The 11,777-nt window shown below is 71.1% G+C and carries 11 protein-coding genes; 6 read left to right on the top strand and 5 right to left on the bottom strand.

Annotation, left to right across the window (positions count from 1 at the left end; translation table 11 throughout):
- Positions 1 to 139 precede the first annotated feature (139 nt).
- The 3 genes from BLT23_RS26145 to BLT23_RS26135 are packed head-to-tail and all read right to left on the bottom strand — an operon-like array spanning position 140 to position 2,996.
- Positions 140 to 940 (bottom strand): ABC transporter permease, encoded by an 801-nt coding sequence (locus BLT23_RS26145; RefSeq protein WP_090053352.1) that lies wholly within the window; start codon positions 938 to 940, stop codon positions 140 to 142.
- A complete protein-coding gene (locus BLT23_RS26140; protein ID WP_090053350.1) occupies positions 937 to 1,941 on the bottom strand; it encodes an ABC transporter ATP-binding protein in 1,005 nt (334 codons plus the stop codon). The genes BLT23_RS26145 and BLT23_RS26140 overlap by 4 nt, the downstream gene beginning before the upstream one ends.
- Entirely contained in the window at positions 1,938 to 2,996 is a 1,059-nt protein-coding gene (locus BLT23_RS26135; protein ID WP_090053348.1) for a LolA family protein, read from the bottom strand. Before BLT23_RS26135 ends, BLT23_RS26140 begins: the two co-directional genes overlap by 4 nt.
- A 246-nt stretch (positions 2,997 to 3,242) precedes the next feature.
- Here BLT23_RS26135 and BLT23_RS26130 point away from each other — a divergent pair, with 246 nt between their 5' ends.
- Genes BLT23_RS26130 through BLT23_RS40975 form a run of 3 tightly spaced genes read left to right on the top strand, consistent with a single transcriptional unit; the run spans position 3,243 to position 5,971 of the window.
- Entirely contained in the window at positions 3,243 to 3,932 is a 690-nt protein-coding gene (locus BLT23_RS26130; protein ID WP_090053345.1) for a response regulator transcription factor, read from the top strand.
- A complete protein-coding gene (locus BLT23_RS26125) occupies positions 3,929 to 5,188 on the top strand; it encodes a sensor histidine kinase (RefSeq protein ID WP_090053343.1) in 1,260 nt (419 codons plus the stop codon). Before BLT23_RS26130 ends, BLT23_RS26125 begins: the two co-directional genes overlap by 4 nt.
- Positions 5,189 to 5,197: 9 nt before the next feature.
- The gene (locus BLT23_RS40975; RefSeq protein WP_176946930.1) at positions 5,198 to 5,971 is read left to right on the top strand and encodes a (deoxy)nucleoside triphosphate pyrophosphohydrolase; all 774 of its coding nucleotides are present in this window, start codon (positions 5,198 to 5,200) and stop codon (positions 5,969 to 5,971) included.
- Here the strand turns inward: BLT23_RS40975 and trpS are convergent.
- On the bottom strand, positions 5,964 to 6,887 hold the full coding sequence (gene trpS / locus BLT23_RS26115; RefSeq protein ID WP_090053340.1) for a tryptophan--tRNA ligase: 924 nt from the start codon (positions 6,885 to 6,887) through the stop codon (positions 5,964 to 5,966). The genes BLT23_RS40975 and trpS overlap by 8 nt on opposite strands.
- A 171-nt stretch (positions 6,888 to 7,058) precedes the next feature.
- Here trpS and BLT23_RS26110 point away from each other — a divergent pair, with 171 nt between their 5' ends.
- Positions 7,059 to 7,361: a YciI family protein gene (locus BLT23_RS26110; protein WP_090053336.1), complete on the top strand. Its 303-nt coding sequence runs from the start codon at positions 7,059 to 7,061 to the stop codon at positions 7,359 to 7,361.
- A gap of 227 nt (positions 7,362 to 7,588) precedes the next feature.
- Here BLT23_RS26110 and BLT23_RS40185 read toward each other — a convergent pair whose 3' ends face one another.
- Positions 7,589 to 7,741 carry a hypothetical protein gene (locus BLT23_RS40185; RefSeq protein WP_218133908.1) on the bottom strand — a complete coding sequence of 51 codons (153 nt, stop codon included), beginning with the start codon at positions 7,739 to 7,741 and terminating at the stop codon, positions 7,589 to 7,591.
- Between the two features lie 168 nt (positions 7,742 to 7,909).
- Between BLT23_RS40185 and typA the strand changes: the two genes are divergently transcribed.
- Positions 7,910 to 9,805, top strand: a complete 1,896-nt coding sequence (gene typA, locus BLT23_RS26105) for a translational GTPase TypA (protein ID WP_090053333.1) — start codon at positions 7,910 to 7,912, stop codon at positions 9,803 to 9,805.
- Positions 9,806 to 10,085: 280 nt separating this feature from the next.
- Positions 10,086 to 11,750 carry an ABC transporter family substrate-binding protein gene (locus BLT23_RS26100; protein WP_090053330.1) on the top strand — a complete coding sequence of 555 codons (1,665 nt, stop codon included), beginning with the start codon at positions 10,086 to 10,088 and terminating at the stop codon, positions 11,748 to 11,750.
- The last annotated feature ends 27 nt before the right edge of the window (positions 11,751 to 11,777 follow it).

Here is an 11,777-nt window from a genome sequence, read left to right as displayed (position 1 = left end):
CGCTCCCCGCCCACCGCTCCCCGCCCACCGCTCCCCGCCCCCGCTCCCCGCCCACCGCTCCCGCCCACCTCACGCGGGGGCCCTTCGTACTATGTGACAGTACGAAGGGCCCCCGCGTGCGGCCTGGGGGAGCGGTGGGTCAGTTGTCCTTCGTGATGAGGCGTAGCGCGGCCAGGCCCGTGCCGATCAGCAGGTAGCAGCCTGCGAGCAGGGTGCTGTCCCAGATCTGGTCGAGCGGGACCGGGTCGCGCATCACGTCGATCAGGCCGGGGAAGCCGGTCGTGATCAGGAACGGGTGCAGCCAGTCGAGCGCCGGGAACTGGCCCAGCACCTGGAACACGATGATCGAGACCATCGTGGCCGCCTGCACGACCAGCGGGTGCTCCGTCGTCGCGCTGACCGCGAGGGCCACCGCGCCGATCGACACCATCTGGAACGTCACCAGCACGATGAACAGCGCGATCCGCAGCAGACCCTCGCCGGTGCCCAAGGTGGTGCCGGACAACGTGGTCATGCCGTCCGTGCCGAGGAACGCCGTACCGGCGATGATCCCGACGACCGCCATCAGCGTGACGGCGAGCAACGACATCGCGGTGAGCCCGAACAGCTTCACGAACAGCAGCCGCACGCGGGACACCGGCGCGACCAGCAGCCCGCGCAGCGTGCCGTGCTGCGCCTCGCCCGCGAGGCCGTCCGCCGCCCAGATCGACGCCACCAGCGGCAGCAGCAGGTTGAGCGACATGAACAGCGTGAAGATCGGCACGACCAGGCCGTTGCCGCCCAGGATCGCGGCGATCCCGGGACCACCGCTCTCCTCTCCGGCCAGCCAGACGCCGAAGCTGATCACGATCGGCACCAGCGCCAGGCCGAGCAACCCGATGAGCGTCCGCGGCCTGCGCAGCATCCAGCGCACCTCGGAACCGAACTGACGCGTGATCATCGCGAGCCCCCGTCCAGGGTGTCCACCGAGCTCATGCCGCGCTCGGCCTCCTCGGCCTCGGTGAGCCGCGCGAACAGCTCCTCCAGGCCCGTCTTCCAGCGGGTCGCCTCGAAGACCTGGACGCCCGCCTTGACCAGCGTCTCGATCACCTGCGGCGCGCTCGTCCCCGCGAGCTCGACGCGCAGGCCCTCGTTCAGCGGGCGCGCGGAGATCTTCGCCTGCCGCAACGCGCTGAGCGCGCTCTCCACGTCCGGCGTGACGACCTGCAGCGCCGAACCGCCCGCCTGCAACAGCTCGGTCAGCTCGCCCTGGGCGACGACGGTGCCGCGGTGCAGGACGGCGACGTGCGTGCACGTCGCCTCGACCTCGCTCAGCAGGTGGCTGGAGACGAGGACGGTGCTGCCCGCCTCGTGCAGCTCCGCGATGATCCTGCGGATCTCGCGGGTGCCCGCCGGGTCGAGCCCGTTCGTCGGCTCGTCCAGGACGACCAGCTTGCGCGGCACGAGCAACGCCGCGGCGAGGCCGAGACGCTGCTTCATGCCGAGCGAGTACCCCCGGTACCTGCGGTGGGCCGCCTGGGCGAGCCCGACGCGTTCGAGCGCGTCCTCCACGGCCTGCTTGATCTGCTTCTTCGGCAGCAGCGGCTCGAACGCGGCACAGCGGACCAGGTTCTCCCGCCCGCTCAGGAACGGGTGGAACCCGGGACCCTCGACCAGCGCGCCCACGTGCGGCAGCGACTGCTCGGCGCCCTCCGGAAGCGGCCTGCCGAGCAGCTCGATCTCCCCCTGCGTGGGGCGGACCAGTCCGAGCAGCATCCGGATCGTCGTCGTCTTGCCCGACCCGTTGGGGCCGAGCATGCCGAGCACGGCCCCCTCCGGCAGCTCCAGGTCCACGCGGTCCACGGCGACCGTGCTCCCGTACTCCTTGCGCAGACCCCTGGTCCGCGCGGCGACAGCACCCTTCTTCCGCGCTGTCACCGGCGCGCTGGTCGAGGTGGTCACTTCACCTGTCCGATCGTGTCGAACAGGACCTGCTCGGGCACGGCACCGGCCACGACGCGGCCGTCGTCGGCGATCAGCACCGTCGCGATCTTCGTCGTGAACAGCTGACCGCTGCCCCAGCCGCCGCTGACCTTCTTCGTGAACCGGTCGACCAGGCCCTGCGCCTCGGCGGGCACCTGCGTCATCGCGTCCGCCGGGATCCGCGCCCCGACGACCAGGTCCCAGCCGGAACCGAAGACCTGCGGGTTCTCACCCCGCAGAGCCTGCTCCAACCCGGCCTCCGGCCGCTCACCGCGCTCGCCCTTCTCGGCCTCCGGCGTGGTGACCTCGGCGTTGGCGGGCGGGGTGAACTCGAACAGCTTCGGGTCCTGCGGACCCACGTTGATCTCCCGGAACCCGACGGTGCCCGCCGGCTCGGCCGTGCCGTTCGTCAGGACGGCGACCCGCAGCGGCATCTTCAGCTCGGAGTCCACCGCGATCCGCACCTCGCGGACCAGGGTCTTCTCGCTGGCCTTGGGGGTCAGCACGAGCTCGTAGGCGGCACGGTTCGCCACACGGGCGGTGCCGTCCACGCTGATGTCGCTGAACTCCTTCGTCAGCCCGACGATCTCCTTGGCCGCGGTGGCCGGGTCGATCGCCTTGGCCTCCTCCGGCTGCTCGGTCTTGCCCTCGGCCTTCGTGACCTTGTTCGTCACGGAGTTCCAGGACCACGTGGTCGTGCCGTCACTCACGATGGTCTGCTCGGACTGCCCGTTCGGCAGGGCGAGCCGCACCTTGCCGGCACCGTCCGTCCAGACCCTCGCACTGTGCTTGCCGTCCGCGAGCTGCGGGATCTCGGCGATGGCGGGAAGGCCGAGCTGGTTGTCGACCTCCACCGTGCCGCCGAACGCACCCGGCTTGCTCGTGAGCACCTGCTCGACCAGCGACTCCGGGGAGACGTCCGGCAGGGACGGCGGCTGACCTGCGCCTGCGGGCATGGCGAGCAGGCTGAGACCTGCCGCACCGGCGACCACACCGGCCGCTGCCGCGGCCAGGGACGCCTTTCGCTTGTTCATCTTCTGGTCCCCTCCTCCAAGGGCTTGTGGTTACAGCTTGGGGGTGGGTTGCTGAGATGGTGCTGAGACCGGTTCTACCTGCGGGTCTGGCGGGTGAGGTGATCGTTTCGGCGGGCTGGACGGGGTCACCGCGCGGGTGGTCGCCGTGCGGGCGGCCCGCCTCGCCTTCGGCTTCGCTGAGAGTCGGCTGAGGGGTTGCGGGCGCCGGGGTGGGTGGGGCGGCATGCTGTGGGGGTGAAGCCTCGGGTGCTGGTCGTGGACGACGAAGTCGGCGTGCGTCGGGCGTTGGAGCGTGGGCTTGCCGCCGAGGGGATGGAAGTCGTCACGGCGGCTGATGGCCCCACCGCGTTGCGGGTGGCGTTGACCGGGGCGTTCGACGTTGTGTTGCTGGACATCATGTTGCCCGGGCTGTCCGGGTACCGGGTGTTGCAGCGGATGCGGGCCGACGGGGTTCGGACGCCTGTGTTGATGGTGTCGGCCAAGGACGGGGAGATCGACCAGGCCGACGGGCTGGATCTGGGGGCTGACGGGTATCTGGTCAAGCCGTTCAGCTTTGTGGTGCTGGTGGCTCAGGTCCGGGCTTTGTTGCGGCGTGGGGGTGGGGCTCGGCGGCGGTTGACGTTGGGGAAGCTCGTTGTCGACCGCGGGTTGCGTGAGGTTCGGTGGGACGGGCAGGACGTGTCCCTGTCGCCCCGGGAGTACGCGGTGCTGGACGTGCTGGCTTCCCGGGCCGGGTCTGTTGTCACCAAGGACGAGCTGTTGCGGGCTGTCTGGGGGGACGAGCAGGCGGCCACGCGCAATGCTGTCGAGGTGTACGTCGGGTACTTGCGGCGCAAGCTGGAGGCTGTGGGGGCCGGGGAGGTCGTGCGGACCATCCGGGGGCACGGGTACATCGCGTCCACTTCGGACCTTGACAGTGCGTTGGGGAACAAGTGAGTCCTCGCCGCTGGTGGCTGCGGCGGACGTTGCGGTTCCGGATCACCGTGGTGGCCACCGGGGTGGCGTTGTTGTGCCTGGTCGCGTTCACGGGGCTGGCGCCCGCGTTGATCGGGCGGATCCAGATCTCGGCGGTGGACCAGGAGCTGGCCAAGGCGGCGCCCCGGGTGCTGGACGTGTCCGGGGTTCCGGTGGACGGGTTGCCCGCGCTTTCGCTGACCGCTCAAGACATCCGGGCGTTGCGGTCCGGGGAGCCGGTGTTGCGGGTGGAGGGGGCGTCCGCTCACCGGTTCCGGGGGCGGGTCGTGTTCTCGGAGGACGGGACGCCTCGGCTGGAGGTGTACGGGAGCACGTTGCTCGGCTACGAGAACGCCAACACGCTGGGGACTCGGTGGCTGGCGTTCGCGGCTGTGCTGGTGGCCGGGCTGGTCGGGATCGCCACGTGGCTTTCGGTGCGGTCGTCGTTGCGGCCCGTCGAACGGATGCGGGTCGCGGCGGGGGAGCTGCCGCACGGGGAGCGGTTGCCGGTGCCTCTCGCGCGGGACGAGCTGCGCGCGTTGGCGGAGGCGTTGAACGGGTTGCTGGCGCGGCGGGACGAGGCAACCGACCGGTTGCGGCGGTTCACCGGGGACGCGGCGCACGAGCTGCGGTCGCCGGTCGCCTCGGTGCGGGCGCAGGCCGAGGTGGCGGTGGCGCACCCGGACCCGGACTTCTCGATCGAGGTGCTGGAGTCGGTGGTCGAGGAGTCGATCCGGCTCAGCGCGCTGGTGGACGCGTTGCTGATCCTGGCTCGGGCCGACACCGGGGCGCCGCCGCGGGCCGAGGCCGTGGACCTGGTGCTGGAGGCGGAGTCGGCCATCTCGCGGCTGGGCACGGAGCTGCTGGTGCGGTTGAACGCGCCGCCCGCGGCCTGTCTGGTGTCGGCGACGCGGTCCGAGGTCGAGCTGGTGCTGGACAACCTGTTGCGGAACGCGGCGCGGTACGCGTACTCGACGATCACGCTGACGCTCGTGCCGGTCGGGCGGGACGTGCGGTTGCTCGTGGACGACGACGGGCACGGGATTCCCGCCGAGCACCGCGGCAAGGTGTTCGACCGGTTCTACCGGGTGGAGGAGGACCGCGGGCGGAGCTCCGGCGGGTTCGGGCTCGGGCTCGCGCTGGTGGCGCACCTCGTGCGGCGCCGCGGCGGGTCGGTGCTGGCCGCCGAGTCGCCCGCCGGTGGTGCGCGTTTGGAGATCCGCTGGCCGTCCTGGTAGGCAACTCCGGTGCCAGAGTTGCGAGCGTCGGCACTGGTTGACGCGCCTGTTGCCGTTGTTGCCGGAGCCTTGCTGGACACCGCGCTGATCAGCGCGTTCGGGGTGAAGGTCCCGGGGCCGCTGCTGGGGCTCGGGGACGTGCTCACCGGGCCGTTCGGCGTGCGGCTGGAGGTGACGCGGGCGGACCTGTCCGGGCTGTCGGCCGCGGGGGACTTCCTGGAGCTGCACACGGACCTCGTCGTCACCGCGGCCGGGACGCTGGTGGTCGACCGGGTCGGCTGGAAGACCGTGCGCGGGGTCGTCGGGCGGTTCGCGGACGTCACCGTCGCGCGGTCGATCGCGTTGCGGGTGCTGCGGAAGCGGTCGGAGCTGCTCGCCGCGCGGTGCGCGGAGCTGCGGGACGGCGAGGTGGTCGTCGGTGCCGCGATCGTCCGGGATGGACGGTTGCTCGCGCAGCAGCGCTCCTATCCGGAAAGCCATGCGGGGCAGTGGGAACTGCCGGGCGGACGGGTCGAGTCCGGCGAACGGCCGGAGGAGGCGCTCGCCCGCGAGTGCGTCGAGGAGCTGGGCGTTTCCGTCGTGGTCGGCGACCAGGTCGGGCCGGACGTGCCGTTGCGAGGTGAGCTGGTGCTGCGGATCTTCGCGGCACAGCTCGGCGGCGGTGAGCCGGAGGCGTTGGAGCACAACGCCGTCCGGTGGCTCACCGCCGCCGAGCTGCCCGGTGTGGACTGGCTGCCGGCGGACCGGGTGCTGGTGCCCGCCCTTCAGGAGCTCCTCAGCTGAGCCCGGCCAGGCGCAACGCCCCCGCCAGCCGGTGCCGCGCCCGCTCGCGCGCCCGGTCCGCGCCCGCCGTGCGAATGCGGTCCAGCTCGGCCGGGTCGGCGAGCAGCTCCAGCGTGCGGGCGCGCACCGGGCGCAGCTCCTCGACCACGGCGTCCGCCACGTCGTTCTTCAGCTCGGCGAACCGCCCCGCGTAGTCCTCCGGCTCCTTGCCGGTGCAGGAGGAGAGGATCTCGGTCAGGTTCGTGATGCCCTCCGTCGACGAGACGGCCCGCTTCACCTTGCGCCGCACCAGATCGGGGTCGTCGAGCACGAACACGACACCGGCGGAGCTCTGTGCGGACTTGTCCATCTTCCGCGCCGGGTCCGACAGGTCCTTGATCCGCGCACCGACCTTCGGCACCACCGCCGCCGGCACGATGAACGCCTCGCCGTAGGCGTGGTTGAACCGCCGGGCGAGAGCTCTGGCCAGCTCGACGTGCTGCAGCTGGTCCTCGCCGACCGGGACCTCGGCGGTGCCCTGCAACAGGATGTCCGCCGCCATCAGCACCGGGTAGGTGAGCAGGCTGAGCCGCACCGAGTCGCGGCCGAGCGACTTCTCCTTGAACTGGATCATGCGCGCGGCCTCGCCGTAGGTGCAGGTGCACTCCAGCACCCAGTTGAGCGCTCCCAGCTCCCGGATCAGGTCGCTCTGCACGCACACGCTGGCGGGGTCGATGCCGGCCGCGACGAGCACCGCGAGCTGTTCGCGCGTCAGTGATCGCAGCCGTTGCGGGTTGTGCGAGGACGTCATCGCGTGCAGGTCGCTGATGAAGTACACGTCCTCCGCGGTGCCCTCACGCGCCCACGTCCGCAGGGCGCCGAGGTAGTTGCCCAGGTGGACCTGGCCGGAGGGGGTGATGGCGGACAAGCGGATCATGGTGGAACGGTCCCTTCGAGTGGAGACCGCCCGGTGTGAACGCACAGAAAAGCCGCCCTTCCGGGCGGCCTGTGTTCGCGTCAGCGCACTGCTGTCACGGCCGCCTGAGAGCGGCCTGCCAGCGGGAGTTCATCGTGCGCACGTTCGCGAGTATAGGGCTACCGTCGAAGCATGTTCATCGTGCTGCTGAAGTACGCCGCGCCGCTGGAACAGATCGACTACGCCCTCCCCGACCACCGCGAGTGGGTCGAGAAGCAGTACGAGCGGGGTCTCTTCCTCGCTTCGGGGCGTCAGGTGCCGAGGACGGGAGGTGTGATCATCACGCGGCCCATGCCCAGGGGCAAGCTCGAGGCGCTGCTCGCCACGGACCCGTGGGCCGTGCAGAAGCTCGTGACGTACGAGATCTGCGAGTTCGAGGCGACCCGGACGGCGCCGGAGCTGGTGAAGCTGAACGAAGCCGTTCTCCAGCACTGACGTTCCGGCGCTGGATGCCGGGGAAGGCCGGACAGGCGGGTGTGCGGGTTGCCCGGTGCCGTGACGACGGCCCTGATGGCGTCGTGCGCGTCGGCGGGAGCCTCCGCACCGGCGATTTCGGCGTGAGCTTGCGCACGTGAAACGGGGCCGATCGACGTGCGCGCGCTCCATCGAGTGAAGCTCAAGCAGGCCCGGCGCCGTGTCCAGGCACCGGCGGGTCGTCGTGCTCAAGAGCTCTTCTGCGCCTTCTTGGCCGCCTTGGCGGCCTTCTTCGCTGCCTTCTTGCGGGCCTTGTCACGCTCCTTGAGCAGGAACGGGACCGGACAGCGCTTGCATCGGGGCGTGGACCGGCAACACTTCTTCTTGAGCTTTTTCGCCACAGGTCGCTCTCCACTCCGACACCTGTCACCAGAGTAGGTGAGGCTCACTTCACTGGGCACACCTGTGTGGTAATGCCGCTCCGGCCGGTAGTATTCGAAACGGCTGTGCGCATCGACGTGTTCCGGCGCGAGCCCCTCCAACGCCTTCGAAGCTCATAGGAGTTCTGCGTGCCCACGGCCACCGCGTCTGCCCTTCAGACGCGCACCGACCTGCGAAACGTCGCGATCGTTGCGCACGTCGACCACGGCAAGACCACCCTGGTCGACGCCATGCTGCGCCAGTCCGGCGCCTTCTCCGCGCGTGCCGAGCTCGTCGACCGGGTCATGGACTCGGGCGAGCTGGAGCGCGAGAAGGGCATCACGATCCTCGCGAAGAACACGGCGGTGCGCAGGCACACGCCGGACGGCGACGTGATCATCAACGTCGTCGACACCCCCGGCCACGCCGACTTCGGCGGTGAGGTCGAGCGGGCCCTGTCCATGGTCGACGGCGTCGTCCTGCTGGTCGACGCGTCCGAGGGCCCGCTGCCCCAGACGCGCTTCGTGCTGCGCAAGACCCTGGCCGCCGGTCTGCCGGTGATCCTGCTGGTCAACAAGGTCGACCGCCCCGACGCCCGGATCTCCGAGGTCGTCGAGGAAGCCCACGACCTGCTGCTGGACCTCGCGACCGAGGTCGGCGCGGACGACTCCGTGCTGGACCTGCCGGTCGTCTACGCCTCCGCCCGCGCCGGTCGCGCCTCGCTGACCCAGCCCGAGGACGGCGGCCTGCCGGACGAGGAGAACCTCGACACCCTGTTCCAGGTGCTGCTCGAGCACATCCCCGCCCCGCACGTCGACGTCGACGGCCCGCTCCAGGCGCTGGTCACGAACCTCGACGCCTCGACGTTCCTCGGCCGCATCGCGCTGTGCCGCATCCACCGGGGCACGCTGCGCAAGGGCGAGACCGTGGCGTGGTGCCGCGAGAACGGCGAGCCCGTCAAGGTCCGCATCACCGAGCTGCTGATCACCGAGGCCCTCGACCGCCAGCCGGCCGAGCTCGCCCGCGCGGGTGACCTGGTCGCCATCGCCGGCATCCCGGACATCACCATCGGCGACACGCTGGCGGACGCCGAGAACCCCGAGGCGCTGCCGCGGATCACGGTCGACCAGCCGGCCATCTCGATGACCGTCGGTGTGAACACCTCGCCGCTGGCCGGTCGCAACGGCGGCACCAAGCTCACCGCCCGCGTGCTCAAGGCCCGCCTCGACGCCGAGCTCGTCGGCAACGTGTCGGTGAAGGTCCTGCCGACCGAGCGCCCGGACACCTGGGAGGTGCAGGGCCGCGGTGAGCTGGCGCTCGCCATCCTGGTCGAGCAGATGCGCCGCGAGGGCTTCGAGCTGACCGTGGGCAAGCCCCAGGTCGTCACGCACGTGGTCGACGGCAAGGTCCACGAGCCGTTCGAGCGCCTGTCCGTCGACTGCCCAGAGGAGCACCTGGGCGCCGTCACGCAGCTGCTGGCGAACCGCAAGGGCCGCATGGAGAACATGTCGGGCCACGGCACCGGCCGCATCAAGCTCGACTACGTGGTCCCGTCGCGCGGCCTGATCGGCTTCCGCACGGAGTTCCTCACCGAGACCCGCGGCACCGGCATCGCGAACGCCGTCTCCGAGGGCTACGGCCCGTGGGCGGGCGAGATCCGCACCCGCCACAACGGCTCGCTGGTCGCCGACCGCACCGGCTCCATCACCGCCTACGCGATGATCCAGCTGGCCGACCGCGGCACGTTCTTCGTCGAGCCGGGCGCCGACGCGTACGAGGGCATGGTCGTGGGCGAGAACCCGCGCGCCGAGGACCTCGACGTCAACATCACCCGCGAGAAGAAGCTCACGAACATGCGCTCCTCCACGGCCGACGTGATGGAGACGCTGGCCCGCCCCCGCAAGCTCTCGCTGGAGGAGGCGCTGGAGTTCTGCGCGTCCGACGAGTGCGTGGAGGTGGCCCCGGAGGTCATCCGCGTCCGCAAGGTCACGCTGGACGCCAACCTGCGCGGCCGCGAGCGCTCGCGGCTCAAGCAGCGCGGCTGATCCGACGAAACGCCTGAGGAGGGCGGCCGGGCCGACGGCCCGGCCGCCCTTCGTCGTGCCGGGGACTTTCGGGCGAGGTGAGACGGCGAACCACCTCGCGGTGGGTGTTTCACCCTCGTGGAATCAGCCGATCCTCACGCCGAACCACTCGACCAGGTGAGCCGTACTACTCACTGGATGAGCAACCCCGGCACGGCACCACACGTCCGACGTAGTGGTGCGGGTGACAAAACCTGGGTTGCCCGAACGCCACCACGACCGTTCTGGCAATGTGAGGACCATGAGGCGACTTGGGGGACTGCTGGCCGCCGCCGTCCTCTGCGGCGCCGCCGCGGCGTGCACGAACGCCCCGCCCCCGCCGCTGGTCCCCGCCTCCGAGGCGCCCGTCATCACCACGACGGGACCGAAGGTCACCGAGGTCGTCGTCGGCGTGGACGACGTGGCGGGCGGCTACAACCCGCACACGCTCGCGGCGCAGAGCCCCATCACGACGGCGCTCGGCTCGCTGCTGCTGCCCTCGGTCTTCCGCGCGGGCGGCGACGGCACGCCGCAGCTCGACCGGAACCTCATGGTCAGCGCCAAGGTCACCGAGGCGGAGCCGTTCACCGTCACCTACACCATCCGCAAGGACGCCAGCTGGTCGGACAGCGCGCCGATCGCGGCCGAGGACTTCTACTACCTCTGGCAGCGTATGCGCACCGAGCCCGGCGTTGTGGATCCGGCAGGTTACCGGCTGATCAACAACATCAGCGCCCGCGAGGGCGGCAAGGTCGTCGAGGTCGAGTTCGGCAAGCCGTTCCCCGGCTGGCGGAGCCTCTTCGCGAACCTGCTGCCGGCGCACCTGCTCAAGGACGCGCCCGGCACCTGGTCGAACGTGCTCGCCACCGGCTTCCCCGCCACCGCGGGACCGTTCCAGGTGCGCAGCCTCGACGAGCCGCGCGGCGAGGTCGTCCTGGAGCGCAGCGACCGGTACTGGGAGGTGCCGACCACGCTCGACCGGGTCGTCATCCGCAGGGCCACGCACAGCGCGATGGCCGAGTCGCTGTCCAAAGGGGACAACCAGGCCGTGCTGCTGCGCGCCGACGCCGCGGACGTCAACCTGATGGGCACCGTCGAGGGCCTCACGACGAAGCCCGTGCCGCGCAACGAGGTGGCGCAGGTGCTGCTGCGGCCCGCGAGCAGGCAGCTCGCCGACGTCACCACCCGCAAGGCGGTCGTGGCCGCGCTCGACCGGGACGCGCTCATCGCGGCCGGCACGCAGAGCGGGCCCAGCGCGCAGTTCCGCGCCGACTCCTACGTGGTGCCGCCCAGCCGCGCCGGGTACCGGGCGACGATCACGGGCAACACGCTCGACCCGGCCGCCAGCGAGCACCTGCTCACCGAGGCGGGCTACGCGAGGACCGAGGGCGTGTGGCAGAAGGGCGGCAAGGCGCTCAAGCTGCGCATCGCCGCGCCGGAGAAGGTCGAGCCGTACGTGACCCTCGCGAACCGGGTGAGGACGCAGCTCGCGGAACGCGGCATCGACTCCGAGGTGGTCACGCCGAACGCCGAGGACCTGTTCGGCAAGCAGCTCACCGAGTCCGACGTGGACATCGCGGTCGTGCCCAGAGTGGACGCGGGCGACTCGGCCGCCGGGCTCGCGAGCGCCTACGGCTGCACCGATGACGCCCCGGACGGCGCGACGCCCGCCCCGGCGAACGCGGCCGGGTTCTGCGACCCGGCGATCCAGGCGGACGTCGAGGCCGCGCTGAACGGGAAGGTCCTGCTGGCCGACGCGCTGGCCAGGATCGAGCCGCTGATCGCGGCCCAGGCGGTCGCCGTGCCGCTGTTCCAGGTGGTCGATCTGCTCGCCGTTCTGCCCTCGGAGGTTTCGGGAGTCGACGCCGGGGCACCCCTGGCGGGCGTGCTCAGCGGAGCGCCCGAATGGCGGCGTCTGGACAAGTAGCCAACGGGTGAGAAAGCCGTTGCGCGG

It is taken from the genome of Lentzea fradiae, assembly GCF_900100955.1.
In the GTDB taxonomy this organism is placed as follows: Bacteria; Actinomycetota; Actinomycetes; order Mycobacteriales; family Pseudonocardiaceae; genus Lentzea; species Lentzea fradiae.
Note: the sequence above shows the minus strand (reverse complement) of the source record. Positions and strands in the feature narration are given on the sequence as shown.

Bases quoted from the DNA above. Each gene is read 5' to 3' on its own strand.
- BLT23_RS26145 (WP_090053352.1), bottom strand. From the start codon at position 940: ATGATCACGCGTCAGTTCGGTTCCGAGGTGCGCTGGATGCTGCGCAGG.
- BLT23_RS26135 (WP_090053348.1), bottom strand. From the start codon at position 2,996: ATGAACAAGCGAAAGGCGTCCCTGGCCGCGGCAGCGGCCGGTGTGGTC.
- trpS (WP_090053340.1), bottom strand. From the start codon at position 6,887: ATGATCCGCTTGTCCGCCATCACCCCCTCCGGCCAGGTCCACCTGGGC.
- BLT23_RS26110 (WP_090053336.1), top strand. From the start codon at position 7,059: ATGTTCATCGTGCTGCTGAAGTACGCCGCGCCGCTGGAACAGATCGAC.
- BLT23_RS26100 (WP_090053330.1), top strand. From the start codon at position 10,086: ATGAGGCGACTTGGGGGACTGCTGGCCGCCGCCGTCCTCTGCGGCGCC.